Here is a 17,184-nt window from a genome sequence, read left to right as displayed (position 1 = left end):
ACCACGCCGATGCGGCCTTATGACTCGTCAACCGGCGCACACAAACCTGGCGTCGGACTTCTCGGCCCAGCGCACCGCGGGCCTCATGGCGAGTCCGGCTGCCAGGAACAGAGCGCCGAGCAGCAGCCAGCCGGGGACGCCCCAGCTGACGATCAGAGTGGTCAGCAGCAGTGGGCCGAGCATGCGGGCCACGGAGACGCCAGTACCGAAGAAGCCCTGGTACTGCCCTTGTTGGCCGGCCGGGGCCAGGTCGAAGCTGATCTGCCAGGCGCCGGCGGACTGCATCATCTCGCCGACGACCTGGAGTACCGCTCCGGCCAGCAGTACGGCGACGGCCACCCAGGCGGGTGCCCCCGCCGCTGCCGAGAGGGCGAAGACGGCGCAGGAGGCGAGCATCACCGCGCCGCCGCGCCGGACCGTGCGGGTGGCGCTGGGCAGGTCGGTCACCGCGGCGGCCGTGCGGACCTGGAAGAGCATGACTGCTCCGGTGTTGAGCACGAGCAGCATGGAGACGCTCCAGCCGGGCGCCGAGGTCCGTTCCACGATCCACAGCGGGATGGCCAGGCTGATCAGCGGCATCCGCAGCAGCATGACCATGTTGAGGAACGCGACCAGCGCGTACGGGCGGTCGCGGAGCACGGCAAGTCCGGGACCGTCGCCGGCGGTCGGGGCCGGGGGCCGTACGGTGGGCAGCCGCAGCGGGACGAGCGCGCACAGAGCGAAGGCCGCGGCGTCCATGGCGAGGACCGAGAGATACGCCTCGCGGGTGCCGAAGTGCAGGGCGACGCCGCCGGCTGCGGCTCCGACGGCCAGGCCGGCGTTGAGCGTCGACTGCAGGTAGGCCAGCGCTTCAGTGCGGTCCTCCTTGGCCACCAGGCCTGCCAGCAGCGCCTGCCGGGCGGCGGCCAGGCCGCACTGGGCCGTTGCGTAGCAGCAGGCGGCCAGCAGGAACGGTACGAAGGAGCGAACGAAGAGGAAGGAGGCGACCGATGCGGCGGTCGCCAGGGCCAGGAGCACAGCGGTGGAGCGGGGGCCGCGGCGGTCGGCCAAGTGGCCGAGGGGGACGCCCCCGACGGAGCCGATGGCCCAGGCGATGGTGAGGCCCAGTCCGATCTGAGCGGGGGAGAGACCGACGACACGGGAGAAGTAGAGAGCGGAGCAGACGTAGTACGCACCGTCGCCCAGCGAGTTGACCAATTGGGCGAGGGCGAGTATTCGCGGGGACCCGCTCGGCGGCACTATCCGTAGAGACATGTGGCTCCTTGGGTGAAGGCCGACCTGCCTGCCGGTCGCGCCGTCCCTTACCCTAGGGACCCAAATGGCCCATCAAGCGGGCCAATTCGATTCCGATTGACCGGGCCATTCGGTTTCCGGGTCCGGTCCGTCGCGACAGCGAACAGGGTGGGTGCGTGACCGAGCTCTGGAACCCCTCCGACGTAGGCGTTCTACCGCTTCCTTCCGGCCGCCTGGTCCGGGGCCGGGGCCTTCGGCGTGCTCTTCCGGAAGGGCCGGCGCCCGCGTACGGCGTGTACTTGCTGGGCAAGCGGCCTCCCGAGGTCCCGTGGGAGACCCGGTGGCTGCGCTGGCCCGATTTCTGGCTGCCCGGCAGCCATGCGGAAGCTCAGGCCGCCCTCGGCGAGGCATGGGACCGTGCCGCTTTCGAACGGGTCGAGATCGCCTGCGGCGGCGGCCGTGGCCGGACCGGAACAGCCCTGGCCTGCCTTGCCGTCCTCGACGGAGTGCCGGCGGACCGGGCGGTGGACTTCGTGCGCCGGCACTACGACGCCCGCGCCGTCGAAACCCCTTGGCAGCGACGCTATGTGCGGCGCTTCACCGGCTGAATTCGAACCGACCCAAGCAACCACACCACGCACCCGAGCCGGCACGAGGTAACGGTGGGTAAGTGACCAGTCTCACTGCGCATACTCCCCTGTGCGCGTCGCACGACCGTTCCCGCCTGCCATGATCCCTTCTGATGCGGGGGTCGGCCGACTCCGCACGGACCGAACAAGCAGCGGAAACAGGGGCGTTGGCGTGAGAGATACGTGGTTGCGGCGAATGGCGCGAAGGCGTAGGGGCAGCGGCAGGGGATCCGCTCCACGCGGGCCGGGGACGGCCCGCTCCGCTGCCGCGGCGGCCGCGGCGGCAGTGCTGCTCGGCCAGTTCCTCGGCGGGCACCCCGCCGTGGCGCAGACAGCCGCTTTGCCGGGATCCGCGTACCCCCTTGTCCTCGACGTGGATCTGACGCCGAATCCGGTGTGCAGCGGTCCGGTCCGTGGCCGGGTGCAGATGTACGACCCCGCCGCGGCGAAGGCCGGCGCCACCCTGGAGTGGCGGGTGCGGGCCGGGGAGGAGCAGCTGGCGGGCGGAGAGACCGTCATGGACGCGAAGGTGTCCGTGGCCGAGTTCACCATCCCGTTCGACCGGGTAGGGGCGGCGAGCACGGCGCTGCAGTTCGACGCGCGTGTGCTCCCCTCGTCGGCAGGGCGGGAGCCGGGCCCGTACGGAAAGGTCTGGCGGGACACCGTCAGGCGGGGCTGCGACCCGGTGCGCGTGGCATCCGTCGGCGACTCCGTCGTGTGGGGGCAGGGTCTGGACCACGACCAGAAGTTCCCCTATCTGACGGGCGAGCTGCTCGGCCGTCAGACAGGCCGGGGCCATCAGCACATGGACTACTCGATATCCGGCGCGGTCCTCGACGCACCCGAGCTGCCCGCGGACAATGACGACGCCGCCTGCCTGCGGATGCAGGAGAAGCAGGACCCGGACGGCGACGGGGAAATGGAGTTCGGCGAGGTCACTCAGCAAATGCCGGATGTGTTCTGCCAGTTGGAGCAGGCGGGCGCGCAGGCACGGGCGGGCGGATACGGGCTCGATCTGGTCGTCGTCAACGGGTGCATCAACGACCTCGACCCGTTCCTCGGCATCGGCGTCGGCATCACGCCCGGCTCGAAGAAGCTGCCCGAGGCCGTGCGGCGCGAGTGCTCGGGCATCGGCGCGGCAGCCGAGAATCCGGCCAAGGACGTGCCGTACTTCAGTGGCGCCAAGGTCGGCTACGGTGGCCGCGGAATGCAGGCGGCGATCGAGAAGGCGCATTCGCTGCCCGGCCGGCCCAAGGTGCTCGTGGCCGACTTCTACTACGCGCTCAGCCGCAGCAGTTCGCCGGTCCCGGTGAAGACCTGTATGACACCGGGAGTTGCCGGAGCCCGCCTCGCCGCCTGCACGAGCGCGCTCGGCGGCGTGGCCGGGCGCTATGAGCAGTACACCCAACTGGCCAATGACGCGTACCGGCAGGCGGCCGCGGCGGCGAACGCCGCCTCCTCCGACGGCCCGTACGCGGTTGCCGCGGACGGCCTGTTCTCCCGGGACAATGCCGTACTCGCCCCTCACTCCAAAGTCTGGGGCACTCCGTCCTCCGACCCCGCGTTCCCGCTGCGCACGCGGGCCTGCCCGGAGCTCAGCCAGACTCCGGCGCAGTGTCTGACCGCGGCCGTCGCCCACCCGGACGTCGACGGCGCCCGCCAGTACGCCGACGCGTTCCTCCTCAACCCGCTTCTGCGCCAGTGGTTCCACCTCCCGGACGGCGGCCCGCACGCGCTGCTGGACGCGCCGAGGAACGGGCACACCGGGAGCCCGGTCCGTCTGAGCGCGACCATCGACGGGAAGGAGCCTCCGGCCGGATACAGCTATCGCTGGTACTTCGGTGACGGCACACAGCAGGAGACCGGTGAGGCAACCGTCTCCCATACGTTCGACCGGGAAGGCCCCTTCCTGCCCCGCTTGGTGCTGACCGGCCAGGACGGCCGGCAGGTGCTGAGCGAGGCCGCGGATGCTGTGACGGTGAGCTGACGGTCTCGCACGAGGGGGAGGCTCGGGGGCGGTTCGCGGATGCGCGCCGCCCCCGAGCCGTCCCGGACACCCGTCCCATTTCGTCGTCTTGACGATAACGACCCCTGCCTCATATCGTCTGACTGACGAAAAAGAGGGAGGCTTTCATGGCCGACATCATCAGGCGCCTGGGATGGCGCCATCTCCGTACCGCACCCACCGCCCATGTGCGCCACTTCCGGCGCGGGCGGCTCGTACACGACGGGCCGGGGCTGAGCTTCTGGTTCCGTGCGCTGACCGCCGCGCTCTCCGAAATCCCGGTCGACGACCGGGAACTGGCCATGGCGTTCCACGCCCGCACCTCCGACTTCCAGGACGTCACCGTGCAGGCGACGGTGACCTACCGGATCAGCGAACCGGCCACCGCCGCCGCCCGGCTGGACTTCTCGATCGACCCGGACACCGGCGTCTGGCGTGGCGCCCCGCTGGAGCAGCTGTCCACCCTGCTCACCGAGACCGCGCAGCAGCACGCGCTGGACGTCCTGGCGCGTACGCCGCTGGCGGCAGCCCTTGTCGACGGCGTCGCGGCGGTCCTCGAGCGGATCACCGACGGTCTGGCCGCGGAGCCCCGGCTGCCCGCCACCGGCATCACCGTAGTCGCCGTACGCGTGGTCGCTCTCCGTCCCGAACCGGAGGTGGAGCGGGCGCTGCGCACCCCCGCGCGCGAACAGATCCAGCAGGAGTCGGACCGGGCGACGTACGAGCGCCGGGCCGTCGCCGTGGAGCGTGAACGCGCGATCGCCGAGAACGAACTGGCGAGCCGGATCGAACTGGCCCGCCGTGAGGAGCAGTTGGTCGAGCAGCACGGCACCAACGCCCGCCGCGAGGCCGAGGAGAACGCCGCGGCGGACGCCGTAAGGGCCGAGGCTGAGGCCGCGCGCACGGTACGGCTGGCCAAGGCCGAGGCCGAGGCGGCACGCGAGGTCGGGCAGGCGCGGGCTCAGGCACAGGCCGCCTGGCTACGGGTGCACGGCGAGGTGGACGCCGCCACTCTGCACGCGCTGGCCGCGACCCGTGCCGCCGAGAACCTGCCGCGCATCGACAGCCTCACCCTCTCCCCCGATGTCCTCACCGGCCTGCTGGCCAAGCTCGGCCGGGCCGACGGGGAGCAGAGATGAGTCTCGCGCCACGGGCGGTGCTGGTGCACCGCGCCACCGAGTACGAGGAGTTGCTCGCCCGGCACGGCACCCATGGCCAGGCCGACTTCTTCCTCTCCTCGCGCGGCCGGAGCATCCAGGCGGTGACCGAGCGGCATCACCGTGCGCGGCGGGCGCTCGCCGATGTGGCGGCGGCGGTGCCGCTGGCATGGCGGCAGACCCGGGTGGAACGCACGGACCTCGACCGCTTTCTCTTCGGCCCCGAAGACGTGGTGGTCGTGGTGGGCCAGGACGGTCTGGTGGCCAACACCGCCAAGTATCTGTCCGGTCAGCCGGTGGTGGGGATCGATACCGATCCCGGCCGCAACCCGGGTGTGCTGGTACGCCATCGGGCGGCCGACGCGGTCAAACTGCTCCCGGCGGCCGCCTCCGGCACAGGCGCCGTCGACGAACTCACCATGGTGGAGGCGGTCGCCGACGACACCCAGCGGCTGCTCGCCCTCAACGAGATCTACCTCGGCCCGCCCGGCCACCAGACCGCCCGCTACCGGCTGAGCACCGGCGCGGAAGCCGTCCGCACCGAACCCCAGGCCTCCTCCGGAGTCCTGGTCGGCACCGGCACCGGCTCCACCGGCTGGCTGCGCTCCGTGTGGCAGCAACGCGGCAGTGGCCTGCCGCTGCCCGGACCCGCCGACCCTCAACTGATCTGGTTCGTACGGGAGGCCTGGCCGTCGCCCGCCACCGGCACCTCACTCGTGGAAGGGGTACTGGCACCCGCGGAACGGCTCCGGCTGACGGTCGAGTCGGACCGGCTGGTCGCGTTCGGCGACGGGATCGAGACCGACGCGCTGGAGCTCACCTGGGGCCAGACGGTCCGCTTCGGCATCGCGGGCACCGCACTTCGGCTGATCGACTGACCCCACTGGGCGGCGCACCCGGCCGCGTCGGCCGAAGGCACAGGACCGCGGCCGGCTCCCCTCGGCGGTGACGAGCCCGCACCACCCCCTCGTACAACCGCCGGTACGCTGTTGTGCCTATGCGTCGCTTCCCCCACACCGGCCCCCTTCACCGCAGGCGGCCCTTCCTCGCCGCCCTCGTCGCCGGTGCGGCCCTGTCCGGGGTCGCCGGCTGCGCGTCGGAGACCGGCGCACGGGACGGAGGCGTGGCGCCCAGCCTCTCGCCGCCCATCAGCGCGCAACCGCTGTGGCCGCAGTACGCCCCACCGTCCCCGCCCGCGGCAGGCGAGACCAGCCCCCCGTACAAGCGGTACCTGGCCGTCGACGGCATCACCGTGCCCGCGGGCGGGCTCAGGAAGGTGGCGGTGAAGGAGCTGCTGGAGAAGGACCCCAATGCGCCGCAGTTGGTACGGGCCGCGATGAAGGACTGCCCCGGCTCCCGCTGCGGTCTGCGCAACCCCGTCTACCGGGACCTGACCGGGGACGGCCGGGACGAGCTGGTGGTAGCGCTGGACGAGGAGTCGGCCGGGCTGACACTGATTCAGGTCTACTGGACCCTGGGCGGCACGGTGCGGCCTGTGCTCATCAGCTGGGGGCCGCTGGGGCTCACCGGCGAAACGTTCGGCCACGACCTGGTGCTCGCGTCGACCGGCGACGACGGCAGGTTCACCACCCGATACCGGTGGAACGGCGCGGTGATGACGGCGGGCGTCCCGCAGGACCGGGCCGGCGACCCGGCGGCAACGGCCCCGGGCCGGGCCCCAGCCACGGGCACTGGTTCGGACACGGGCACGGGCACGGGCACTGGTTCGGACACGGGCACAGATTCGGGTTCAAATTCGGATTCGTCCATGAGCCTGCAGACCACGAGCCCGCAGACGAGGACACCCCGATGACCCCGATACCGCCGACGACACCCTCCTTCGTTCCGACCGGCTCCGCGGCCGAGGCGCATCTGCTGCTCGTAGAGGACGACGAGGTGATCCGCAACACCCTGCGCATGCTGCTGGAGCGCTACGGCTTCACCGTCTCCACCGCGGGCGACGGCCTCACCGGCCTGGAGATATTCCGGGAAAGGCGCCCGGACCTGCTGCTGCTCGATGTGATGCTGCCCGAACTCGACGGGATCGGGCTGTGCCGCAGAATCCGCGAACTGAGCCTCGCACCGATCCTGATGATGTCCGCCCGCGGTGACACACTCGACGTCGTGTCAGGGCTGGAGGCGGGCGCCGACGACTATGTCGTCAAGCCCTGCGAGAGCGCCGTTCTCGTCGCGCGGATCCGCTCACTGCTGCGCCGCGCCTCCTTCACCCCGCCCGCCGGCCCTGGCCACGAGCGCACGGACGGCACGAGCACGCTGGTCTTCGGGGATCTGACCATCGACACCCGCGGGATGGAGGTGTCGCGCGCGGGGCAGGCGCTCGCCCTGACCCCGACCGAGCTGCGGATGCTCCTCGAATTCGCGGCATCGCCAGGAGTTGTCCTGGAGCGCCGTACGCTGCTCAGCCGGGTCTGGGACCACGCCTGGCACGGCGACACCCGCGTGGTCGACCTCCATGTACAGCGCCTGCGGGCGAAGATCGGCGCCGAACGGATCGAAACGGTCCGCGGCTTCGGCTACAAACTGCGACGCTGACATGGCACTGCGATGGCGGATCGCCGCCCTGGTCGCCGCGGCCATCTGCGCCGTCACCGCAGCCGTCGGTGTACTGGTCCATCACGCCTCACGCGACCGTGAACTCTCCCAGGCCCGCGACAGCGCCCGTACCACCCTCGACCGGGCGGCCGTCACCTACGCCCGCACCGGAGCGGTGCAGGGCACAGGTGCCGCACTCGACGCGCCCGGCCTGCCCGGCGACTTGCGGGGACTGGTCGCGAAGGGCCGCCGGGGAACGGAGTTCACCACGGCACAGGACGGGCCCGCCATGTGGGCCGCCCGCCCGGCCGGTGGCCGAGTGCTGTCCGTACGCGTCGACATGAGCACCACCATGCGGGACATCAGCGCCCTTGATACCAGCATTGCCTGGGCCAGTGTGATCACCACCGCGGTGGTGCTGCCGCTCGGCGTACTGACCGCCGGAAGGATGAGCCGCCGGCTGCGCACCGCCGCAGGCACCGCCCGGCGTATCGCGGCCGGGGACCTCGATGCGAGGATCCGCGCCGCAACCCGGCCGCGTGACGAGATCGCCGAGATCTCCGCCGCCGTGGACACGATGGCCGCCGCTCTGCAGGAACGGCTGCGCGGTGAGCAGCGTTTCACCGCCGACGTCGCCCATGAACTGCGCACCCCGCTCATGGGCCTGGTCACCGCCGCCGAACTGCTCCCCGAGGGCGAGGCGGCCGGCTATGTACGCGACCGTGTACGGGTACTGGCCGCGCTGGTCGAGGAACTGCTGGAGATCTCCCGGCTGGACGCAGGAGCGGAACAGGCGGATCTCTCGCCCTGCCCCGTCGGAGCCCTCGTCGAGGAGATCGTCGCCCGGGCCGGACTGTCCGTACACCTCGTCACCGAGGGGACGTCGGCGGCGGTTGGGTCGGCGAAGGTGTGGACCGACGCGCGGCGGCTGGAGCGCATCCTCACCAATCTGATCGTCAACGCGCACCGGCACGGCCGTCCTCCGGTCACCGTCAGGGTCACGGCGGACGGCCGGACAGTCACCGTCGAGGACCTCGGCCCCGGCTATCCGGACACCATGCTCAGAGACGGGCCGCAGCGCTTCCGCACCGGCGCGCGCGCCCGCGGAACCGGTCACGGACTGGGGCTGACCATCGCACTCGGGCAGGCCGAAGTGATCGGTGCCGTCCTCACGTTCAGCAACGCAGCTGCCGGCGGCGCCGTCGCCGTACTCCACCTCCCCGGCCCCGGCGAGGAAACCGAGTGCGGGCCGGAGACGGAGGCGGATACATGACCGGCGCCGGGTCCGGGACCGATACACAGCCGATACAACTCCGCGTCCCAGCCGATGTCTTCCTTCCGGTTGACAAAGATCTTCGGCGCCGAGGATGGCGCCCATGCGTATCAGGCACAGTCCCGACCGGACCGCGGATCAGCTGACAGCGAGCTGGGCAGGTACGGCCCGTGAGGCCGGTACGGACGGCGCGCCGAGAGATGCGGCGGAAACCGGCGGCCGGAAACGCGGCGGCCTGCTACGTCGCGGGAAATCCGGGCGCGGGACGTCCGGGCGCGGGACGTCGGGACGCGGGACCTCCGGACGCGGGACGTCCGGGCCTCGACGAAGGCCGGAAAAGCAGAAGGGCTTTCGCCGCTTCGTCACCTGGCGGAAGGCACTCGCCTGCGTGATCGTCCTGTGCGCTCTGGTGACCGGCGCGTTCACCGTTCTCTACTACGCCATCGACATCCCGCGGGCCAACGATCTGGCGAAGGCGCAGAGCAATGTCTTTCTGTACAGCGACGGCAGCCGTCTCGCCCGGACCGGGGAGATCAACCGGGAGACGGTTCCGCTCGGCCGAGTGCCGAAGGACGTGCGGTACGCGTTCGTCGCGGCAGAGAACAAGGACTTCTACAGCGACTCCGGCGTCTCGCTGACCGGCACCGCCCGTGGCATGGTCAACACGCTGACGGGACAGGGCACACAGGGCGGTTCGACCATCACCCAGCAGTACGTCAAGAACTATTACCTCAGCCAGGAACAGACCGTCACCCGCAAGTTGAAGGAACTGGTCATCTCCCTGAAGGTGGACCGGAGCAACTCCAAGGACGACATCCTCGCCGGGTATCTGAACAGCAGCTACTACGGCCGGCTCGCCTACGGCATCCAGGCCGCCGCCCGCGCGTACTACGGCAAGGAGGTCGAAGACCTCACCGTCGAGCAGGGCGCCTACCTCGCCGCGCTGCTGCAGGCACCCAGCCAGTACGACTGGGCCATCGCCGCCCCCGAGGCCAAACGGCTGGTCCAGCAGCGCTGGGCCTATGTGCTCGACAACATGGTCGGAGAGGGCTGGCTCGACAAGAACGAACGGCAGCGGATGCTCTTTCCCGTGCCGCTGGCCCCCCAGCCCGGCGCGGGACTCTCCGGGCAGGCCGGCTACCTGGTGGACGCCGCCCGGCGGGAACTGATGGCCTCGGGCATCAGCGAGCAGGAACTGGCAGGCGGCGGCTGGCGGATCACCCTCAACATCGAACCGGACAAACAGCGGGCCCTGGAACAGGCGGTCCGCTCTGGAGACAGCGACACCGACAGCGACCGGGAGGCGCCGTCCGGCGCACCGGCACACGACCCGAACAGGCAGGCGGGAGCGGTTTCGGTGGATCCGCGTACCGGCCACATCGTGGCGCTCTACGGCGGCCGCGACTACATGAAGCACTACCTGAGCAACGCGACCCGCTCCGACTACCAGGCAGGCGCCACCTTCGAACCGGTCGCCTACGCCGCGGTGATGGAGGCCAAGAGGCAGAATCAGGGTGAGAGCGACCTCAAGCAGATCAGGCAGACCGCCGCGGACCTCGGTATCGGCCCGGACGCCGACGGCTTCACGGCACCGCGCGCCACGGAGCTGGGTCTGATGGGCGTCAGCCCACTGGAAATGGCCGGTGTCTACGCCTCCTTCCACCACCAGGGCAAGAAGGTAACCCCGTCGATCGTGAAGTCGGCGCAGCGCGGCGAGGAGCGCACCGAGCTGCCGGGTGCGGTGGGCGGCCAGGCGATCGACCCCGGGACCGCGGATCTGGTCACCTCCGACCTGGCCTTCTCGCGCCGCGACCGCGACCGCGGCGGCGTCGGACCGGCGGTGGTGGGCAGGACCAAGCAGAGCGTCGCAGCGGCCTCGGGCCCGACCGACGACAGGAAGGCCGAGTGGTTCATCGGTGCCACCCCCGAACTCGTCACCGCCGTCGCCCTCTTCGGCGAGGACGCCAAGACCACAAAGCAGGTCAGGCTGCGGCACATAGGAGACGGCCGCCCCGCCGTAATCTGGAACCTTTACACCGAACAGTCGCTGGGCGGGCAGCCCCCGGCCGCTTCCGGGCCGGAGTACGGGGGCGGGAGCGGTGACGAGGCAGCGGGCAGCAGTCCGCACCCCTGACCCACACGTACGCAACCACACCCGCAACCAGGCACCGCTCACCAGCACCGGTCAGATCAGAACACGCTGGTCCGAGGCTCCGGAACGGAGAGGAAGCGGTCCAGTCTCCGCTGACCTCCGGCGTGCTCGGAGTGGCGTCGGGGCCGGACAAGTCCGGGGCGCCGGAAGCCGGCAGGACCGTACAGTGACGCGAATGAGCAGACACATAGCGTTCGAGCGGCTGCACAACTTCCGGGATCTGGGGGGCTACACCACCGCCGACGGCCGCACTGTGCGGTGGGGCCGGCTCTACCGGTCCGACTCCCTGGCCAAGCTCGACGGCGCCGACCTCGACCGCTTCCTCGCCCTCAAGGTGAGCACGGTGATCGACCTGCGCTACCCGTGGGAGATCGAGGCGCGGGGCCGGGTGCCCCACCGCGAGGGGCTCAGCTATGTCAACCTCAGCGTGGAACACCGCCCCTACGACCAGGCAGCCATCGACCCCGCCGTCGACCCCTGGCGCTTCCTCGCCGACCGGTACGCGGAAGTCGCCCTCGACGGCGCCAAGGAGCTGCGTCAGGCGCTCGAGGTCATCGCGTCGAACACCAGCGGCCCGCTGGTGTTCCACTGCGCTTCCGGCAAGGACCGCACGGGACTGCTGGCCGCCTTGGTCCTCGCCCTTGCCGGGGTGCCCGAGGACGATATCGCCGCGGACTTCGCGCTCACCGAACTGGCCACGGAGCGGCTGATCGCCGACTGGCGGGCCGCCAACCCCGAGCGGACCCTGACGTGGCCGGGCTACGGGCGAGCACCGGAAGAGATCATGCGTCTCTTCCTGGCCGACCTGGCCACCACGTATGGATCCGTGCACGACTACGCCGTCCGGCACCTCGGTGCCGACGACAGACTCATCGCGCAACTGCGCGCCCGGCTCCTGGACGACTGAGCCCGCAGGCCGGGGTGCAGGGTGAACCCGGACCCCGGGTTCAGGAGCCCGGTGCGGTCAGCTGTTCCGCCGGTCCGCGCCGGGCTTCCCGGTCTCCGCGTCCCTGTCCGCGTCCGTGTCCTTGTCCTTCGCCGTGTCCTTGTCCGTCTCGGACGGCGCCGGATCCGCGCCCGGCCCCTCCGTGGCGGCCGGGTCCAGAATGCGGTTCAGGAAGTTCCTGGTCCGCTCATGCTGCGGAGCGCCCACCACCTGTGCGGCCGGGCCCTGTTCGACGATCACGCCACCGTCCATGAACACTACCCGGTCGGCGACCTCCCGGGCGAAGCTCATCTCATGGGTGACGACCATCATGGTCATGCCCTCCGCGGCCAGCAGCCGCATCACCGCCAGCACCTCCCCCACCAGCTCGGGATCGAGCGCCGAGGTCGGCTCGTCGAAGAGCATCACCTCAGGGTTCATGACCAGCGCCCGCGCGATCGCCACCCGTTGCTGCTGCCCTCCGGAAAGCTGCGCGGGGTAGGCGTCGGCCTTGTCGGACAGCCCGACGCGCTCCAGGTTCTCCCGGGCCACCGCCGCCGCGCGCGTCTTGTCCCGGCGCAGTACGCGGCGCTGCGGCAACGTGAGGTTCTCGGTCACGTTCACATGCGGGAAGAGGTTGAACTGCTGGAAGACCATGCCGATACGGCGGCGTACCGCGTCGATGTCGACGTCGAGGTCGGTGACTTCCGTGCCGCCGACGAAGACCTGGCCCGCGGTGGGTTCCTCCAGCAGATTCACACAACGCAGCAGCGTGGACTTCCCCGACCCGGACGGCCCGATGACACAGACAACCTCGCCGCGCGCGATGTCGAGGTCGATGCCCCGCAGCACCTCGTTGTCGCCGAACGACTTGTGCAGGCCCCGGATCTCGATCTCCGGCCCGTCGGCCCCCATGCTCTCCACCGTCTCCGCCTTCTGTGACATCGTCCTCACCTGGCCTTCTCGGCACGAGCCTCGAGGCGACGCACCACGAAGCTCAACGGAATCGTCACCAGCAGGTAGCACAGCCCCGCCACCAGGATCGGCGTCGAGTTCGCGGTCTCACTCGCCAGATCGCGGCCGAATTTGGTCAACTCGCGCTCCTCCAGCGTCACGCCGAGGAACAGTACGAGGGACGAGTCCTTGAAGAGCAGTACCAGCTCGTTCGTCAGCGGTGGAATCACGATCCGGAACGCCTGCGGGATGATCACCGACACCATCGCCCGGGCCTTGGAGAAGCCCAGCGAACGGGCCGCCTCCATCTGCCCCTTGGGCACGGCCTGAATACCCGCCCGAATCGTTTCTGCCATATAGGCCGCGGCCACCAGGCCAAGACCGAGCGCAACCTTCCCGTACACGCCGCCGGGGATCTGCGTTCCGGGGAACGCCAGCGGCACCGCCACACCGACGAAGATGAAGATCAGCAGAGCGGGCAGGCCGCGGAACAGCTCGATGTAAATGCTCGCGACCCAGCGGTACGGAGCCACCGACGACAACCGCATCAGCGCGATGATCAGGCCCAGCACCAGTCCGAAGATAAACCCGGACAGCGTGTATACCACGGTGTTGCGCAGCGCCGTGGTGATGATGGCCGGGAACAGCTCTTTGGCGAGGTCCTTCTGCGCGAACTGGTTCTGCAGCCGGCCCCAGTCGGCCAGAACGCCGATCAGGACGAGGACCGCCACGAACACCGCGTACTGGACGCCCTGCCAGACGCGGCGCCGCTGCCGCCGGGTCAGCCGAGAGGTCACGGCGTGGCCTTGGGCAGCGGGCCGATCCACTGCTTGTACAGCTTGTCGTACGTGCCGTCGGCCCGGGCGTCCGTGATCGCCTTGTTGATCGCCGCCAGCAGCTTGGTGTTGCCCTTCTTCACCGAGAAGCCGTACTGCTCACCGGTCTCGATGTTCTGACCGAGGACGAATTCGGCCGCGTTCGCCTTGTCCTTCAGCCAGGCCTGGACGACCGGGTAATCGATGATGACGGCGTCGACCTGACCGGTGCGCAGCCCGTTGAGCACCGCGTCCGAACTCTCGAACGCCACCGCGTTGAAACCTTGCTTCTTCGTAACTCTCGCCGGTCGTCTCCGCCTGGGCGCCGAGCTTTTTGTGCTTGGCCTTGACGTCGGCGAGCGACGTCACTCCGCTCTTCTTCGTCGCCAGCAGCGCTTGCGTGGCGTCGAAGTACGGCATGGAGAAGTCGACGTTCTTCTTGCGCTCAGGGGTGATCGTCATACCGGCGGCTGCCAGGTCGCACTCGCCGGAGTTGAGGAAGGCACCGGTCTTGAAGTTCTCGAACGGTGTGTCGAGGATCTTCTGCTCGACCTTCAGATTCTTGGCGGCCAGATCGATCAGGGCCACATCAAAGCCGACGACCTTGCCGTTCCGCTCGAACTGGAACGGCGGATAGGGCAGGTGAGTGCAGGTGGTCAGCTTGCCCTTGTGGACCACGGGTACGCCGCCCGCCGCCACACCGGGGCCGTCATCGCCGGAGGAACAGCCGACGGCAAGGAACATCCCGGCCGCGACAACACCTACGGTGACGCGAGCCCGGCGGGTAGTGCGAGTGCGACGAGCACCGACCGACCACAACACTGCTGACCTCCAACGGAGCGGGTGGGCGGCGGACAGAACGGGGAGCCACCCGTCGAGATCGTAAGGCACCGGGTCCATGACGTGACGGAGCCGTCCACGACACGGACCTGGTCAGCGCGGTCTGGCGGACAAGAGAGCCTGTGGTCCATACCAAGACCTTGACAGGCCGTTAGTTCACTTCTTAAATCACGTAGTGAACTAAGTACCCCCACCTCGGTCGGCGCATCCCTCTGCACCTCCCCTGATCTGTCATATGCATGACAGGCTCCCTTCCCGGCGAACAGCGGACCCAACCCCCTACCGAGCCCTCCCACCGGCTCATCGGCACAGGAGAAACCGTGCTCAGATCGCAGCGAACGCCCGGAGCGGGGCGCCACAGCTTCACCCGCGCCCGCCACACCCGGCCCCTCATGGCCGCCTGCATCGTCGTGGCCTCGGCCGGTTCGGTGCTGGCTGCCGTCCCGACCACCCAGGCGGCCACCCCACTGCGGGCGGCCGCCACTGCCGCCGCGCTGCCCTCCGGCTGGGCCACGGTGGTCAACAGCGGCAGCGGCAAGTGCCTGGACGCGCGCTCGGCCGCGACCGTGAACGGCACCGCCGTGCAGCAGTACGCCTGCAACAACTCCACCGCTCAACAGTGGAGTTTCACCGCAACCAGCGACGGCTTTGTGCGGATCGGCAATCGCAACGACGCCAACCAGGTCGTGGATGTGAGCGACGTGTCCACCGCCGACAACGCCGCGGTGCACCTGTGGGCCTACGGCGGCGGTGGCAACCAGCAGTGGCAGGCCGTGGACGAGGGCGGCGGCGCATACCACTTCGTCAACCGCAACAGCGGCAAGTGCCTGGACGTCCCCTCCGCCTCAACGGCGGACAGCGTCCAGCTCGTGCAGTACACCTGCAACGGCACGGCGGCCCAGCGGTTCCAGGTCGCACCCGTCACCACCGCGCCCGGTGACGTCGACCTCGGTCCGAACGTGGTCGTCTTCGACCCGTCGATGCCGAGCTCGACCATCCAGAACCGGCTCGACTCGATCTTCCAGCAGCAGGAGACCAACCAGTTCGGTTCCCAGCGCTACGCGGTCATGTTCAAGCCGGGCACCTACAGCAATGACGTCAACGTCGGCTTCTACACCCAGGTCCTGGGCCTCGGTCAGTCGCCCGACTCCGTGACGATCAACGGCGCGGTGCATGTCGAGGCGGACTGGTTCCCGCCGCAGAACGCCACCCAGAACTTCTGGCGCGGTGCCGAGAACCTCTCGGTGAACCCGGCGGGCGGCACTGACCGATGGGCGGTGTCCCAGGCGGCTCCGTACCGGCGCATGCACGTCCGCGGCAATCTCGCGCTGGACGACGGCGGTTGGGCAAGCGGCGGCTTCATGGCGGACACCAAGATCGACGGGCAGGTGCGGTCCGGTACGCAGCAGCAGTGGCTGACTCGCAACTCCCAGCTCGGCAGTTGGACCGGCGCCAACTGGAACATGGTCTTCGTCGGCAGCCAGGGCGTTCCGGCCACGAGCTTCCCCAGCCCGCCCTACACGACCGTGAACCAGAGCCCGACGGTCCGCGAGAAGCCCTTCCTGTATGTGGACAACGCAGGCGCCTACAAGGTGTTCATACCGTCCCTGCGGGCCGACTCCTCGGCCACCACATGGGCCGGGGGCAACGCCGCCGGCACCTCACTCGGCATGGACCAGTTCTTCGTCGTGAAGGCCGGCGCGACCGCCGCGCAGATCAACGCCGCACTGGCCGAGGGGAAGAACCTGCTGGTCACCCCGGGCGTCTACCATCTGAACGAGACTCTGCGGGTGACCCGCCCCGATACCGTGATCCTGGGGCTCGGCCTCGCCACCTTCGTGCCGGACAACGGCGTCACGGCGATGACGGTCGCGGACGTCGACGGAGTCAAGGTGGCCGGCATCCTCTTCGACGCCGGTACGACCAACTCACGGACCCTGATGGAGGTCGGCCCGGCCGGCTCGTCGGCCGGTCACTCGGCCGACCCGACATCCCTGCACGACGTCTTCTTCCGGGTGGGCGGCGCCGCGGTGGGCAAGGCGACCACCAGCCTGGTGGTCAACAGCGACCACGTGATCGGCGACCATATGTGGATCTGGCGCGGTGACCACGGCACCGGCATCGGCTGGAACAGCAATACGGCGGACACCGGCCTTGTCGTCAACGGCGACAACGTGACCATGTACGGGCTGTTCGTGGAGCACTACCAGAAGCACCAGACGATCTGGAACGGCAACGGCGGGCGCACGTACTTCTACCAGAACGAGATGCCGTACGACCCGCCCAACCAGGCCTCCTGGATGAACGGCTCCACCCAGGGCTATGCCGCGTACAAGGTCGCCGACTCGGTCACCAGCCACCAGGCGTTCGGACTCGGAAGCTACTGCTTCTTCAACGCGAATCCGAGTGTGACCGCCGAGCACGCCTTCGAGGTCCCCGACAACCCGAATGTGCGCTTCCAGAGCATGGTGACCGTCTCACTCGGTGGTACCGGGACGATCCGCCATGTCATCAACGGGCGCGGTGGTCCTTCCAACTCATCGAGCAATGTGGCCAATCTCGTCAGTCATCCCTGACCCCGCACACAGCTGACGGGGCAACCGCTCCACTTTCCCGGCCGCGTCCTTGAGTGCCTCGATCAGCCCGTG

The 17,184-nt window shown here is 69.6% G+C and carries 13 protein-coding genes and 1 pseudogene; 10 read left to right on the top strand and 4 right to left on the bottom strand.

Annotated elements, in window-relative coordinates; all coding sequences use genetic code 11:
- Positions 1 to 27 precede the first annotated feature (27 nt).
- A complete protein-coding gene (locus tag OG966_RS36550) occupies positions 28 to 1,254 on the bottom strand; it encodes an MFS transporter (RefSeq protein WP_326654370.1) in 1,227 nt (408 codons plus the stop codon).
- Positions 1,255 to 1,409: 155 nt separating this feature from the next.
- Between OG966_RS36550 and OG966_RS36545 the strand changes: the two genes are divergently transcribed.
- The 9 genes from OG966_RS36545 to OG966_RS36505 all read left to right on the top strand — a co-directional run bounded on the left by OG966_RS36545 (position 1,410) and on the right by OG966_RS36505 (position 11,909).
- Positions 1,410 to 1,841 carry a protein-tyrosine phosphatase family protein gene (locus OG966_RS36545; protein ID WP_326654369.1) on the top strand — a complete coding sequence of 144 codons (432 nt, stop codon included), beginning with the start codon at positions 1,410 to 1,412 and terminating at the stop codon, positions 1,839 to 1,841.
- A 217-nt stretch (positions 1,842 to 2,058) separates the two neighbouring features.
- Entirely contained in the window at positions 2,059 to 3,849 is a 1,791-nt protein-coding gene (locus tag OG966_RS36540; protein WP_326654368.1) for a PKD domain-containing protein, read from the top strand.
- Between the two features lie 146 nt (positions 3,850 to 3,995).
- Entirely contained in the window at positions 3,996 to 5,006 is a 1,011-nt protein-coding gene (locus OG966_RS36535) for an SPFH domain-containing protein (RefSeq protein WP_326654367.1), read from the top strand.
- Positions 5,003 to 5,902 (top strand): hypothetical protein, encoded by a 900-nt coding sequence (locus OG966_RS36530; protein WP_326654366.1) that lies wholly within the window; start codon positions 5,003 to 5,005, stop codon positions 5,900 to 5,902. Before OG966_RS36535 ends, OG966_RS36530 begins: the two co-directional genes overlap by 4 nt.
- 119 nt (positions 5,903 to 6,021) lie before the next feature.
- Entirely contained in the window at positions 6,022 to 6,837 is an 816-nt protein-coding gene (locus tag OG966_RS36525; RefSeq protein ID WP_326654365.1) for a hypothetical protein, read from the top strand.
- Positions 6,834 to 7,577 (top strand): two-component system response regulator CseB, encoded by a 744-nt coding sequence (cseB, locus tag OG966_RS36520; protein ID WP_326654364.1) that lies wholly within the window; start codon positions 6,834 to 6,836, stop codon positions 7,575 to 7,577. Before OG966_RS36525 ends, cseB begins: the two co-directional genes overlap by 4 nt.
- Before the next feature lies 1 nt (position 7,578).
- The gene (locus tag OG966_RS36515) at positions 7,579 to 8,850 is read left to right on the top strand and encodes a sensor histidine kinase (RefSeq protein WP_326654362.1); all 1,272 of its coding nucleotides are present in this window, start codon (positions 7,579 to 7,581) and stop codon (positions 8,848 to 8,850) included.
- A 388-nt stretch (positions 8,851 to 9,238) separates the two neighbouring features.
- Positions 9,239 to 10,984 (top strand): transglycosylase domain-containing protein, encoded by a 1,746-nt coding sequence (locus tag OG966_RS36510; RefSeq protein WP_326654361.1) that lies wholly within the window; start codon positions 9,239 to 9,241, stop codon positions 10,982 to 10,984.
- Positions 10,985 to 11,177: 193 nt separating this feature from the next.
- Positions 11,178 to 11,909, top strand: coding sequence for a tyrosine-protein phosphatase (locus tag OG966_RS36505; protein WP_326654360.1), 732 nt, complete (start codon positions 11,178 to 11,180; stop codon positions 11,907 to 11,909).
- Positions 11,910 to 11,966: 57 nt separating this feature from the next.
- Here the strand turns inward: OG966_RS36505 and OG966_RS36500 are convergent, their stop codons facing one another.
- From OG966_RS36500 to OG966_RS36490, 3 genes and pseudogenes are all read right to left on the bottom strand, one after another.
- On the bottom strand, positions 11,967 to 12,872 hold the full coding sequence (locus OG966_RS36500; protein WP_326654359.1) for an amino acid ABC transporter ATP-binding protein: 906 nt from the start codon (positions 12,870 to 12,872) through the stop codon (positions 11,967 to 11,969).
- Positions 12,873 to 12,877: 5 nt separating this feature from the next.
- Positions 12,878 to 13,708 carry an amino acid ABC transporter permease gene (locus tag OG966_RS36495; RefSeq protein WP_326654358.1) on the bottom strand — a complete coding sequence of 277 codons (831 nt, stop codon included), beginning with the start codon at positions 13,706 to 13,708 and terminating at the stop codon, positions 12,878 to 12,880.
- A pseudogene (locus OG966_RS36490) lies at positions 13,675 to 14,440 on the bottom strand (ABC transporter substrate-binding protein). Before OG966_RS36490 ends, OG966_RS36495 begins: the two are co-directional and overlap by 34 nt.
- 488 nt (positions 14,441 to 14,928) lie before the next feature.
- Between OG966_RS36490 and OG966_RS36485 the strand changes: the two are divergent.
- Positions 14,929 to 17,112 carry an RICIN domain-containing protein gene (locus OG966_RS36485; RefSeq protein WP_326655518.1) on the top strand — a complete coding sequence of 728 codons (2,184 nt, stop codon included), beginning with the start codon at positions 14,929 to 14,931 and terminating at the stop codon, positions 17,110 to 17,112.
- Positions 17,113 to 17,184: the final 72 nt, after the last annotated feature.

The organism is Streptomyces sp. NBC_01750 (assembly GCF_035918095.1).
Classification (GTDB): Bacteria; Actinomycetota; Actinomycetes; order Streptomycetales; family Streptomycetaceae; genus Streptomyces.
The sequence above is the reverse complement of the archived record's forward strand: the minus strand, read 5'-3'. Positions and strand labels throughout refer to the sequence as shown.

What these genes read in the sequence shown, in the direction of transcription:
- OG966_RS36550 (WP_326654370.1), bottom strand. Translation starts at nt 1,254, where the DNA reads ATGTCTCTACGGATAGTGCCGCCGAGCGGGTCCCCGCGAATACTCGCC.
- OG966_RS36540 (WP_326654368.1), top strand. Translation starts at nt 2,059, where the DNA reads ATGGCGCGAAGGCGTAGGGGCAGCGGCAGGGGATCCGCTCCACGCGGG.
- OG966_RS36535 (WP_326654367.1), top strand. Translation starts at nt 3,996, where the DNA reads ATGGCCGACATCATCAGGCGCCTGGGATGGCGCCATCTCCGTACCGCA.
- OG966_RS36530 (WP_326654366.1), top strand. Translation starts at nt 5,003, where the DNA reads ATGAGTCTCGCGCCACGGGCGGTGCTGGTGCACCGCGCCACCGAGTAC.
- OG966_RS36525 (WP_326654365.1), top strand. Translation starts at nt 6,022, where the DNA reads ATGCGTCGCTTCCCCCACACCGGCCCCCTTCACCGCAGGCGGCCCTTC.
- cseB (WP_326654364.1), top strand. Translation starts at nt 6,834, where the DNA reads ATGACCCCGATACCGCCGACGACACCCTCCTTCGTTCCGACCGGCTCC.
- OG966_RS36515 (WP_326654362.1), top strand. Translation starts at nt 7,579, where the DNA reads ATGGCACTGCGATGGCGGATCGCCGCCCTGGTCGCCGCGGCCATCTGC.
- OG966_RS36505 (WP_326654360.1), top strand. Translation starts at nt 11,178, where the DNA reads ATGAGCAGACACATAGCGTTCGAGCGGCTGCACAACTTCCGGGATCTG.
- OG966_RS36500 (WP_326654359.1), bottom strand. Translation starts at nt 12,872, where the DNA reads ATGTCACAGAAGGCGGAGACGGTGGAGAGCATGGGGGCCGACGGGCCG.
- OG966_RS36485 (WP_326655518.1), top strand. Translation starts at nt 14,929, where the DNA reads ATGGCCGCCTGCATCGTCGTGGCCTCGGCCGGTTCGGTGCTGGCTGCC.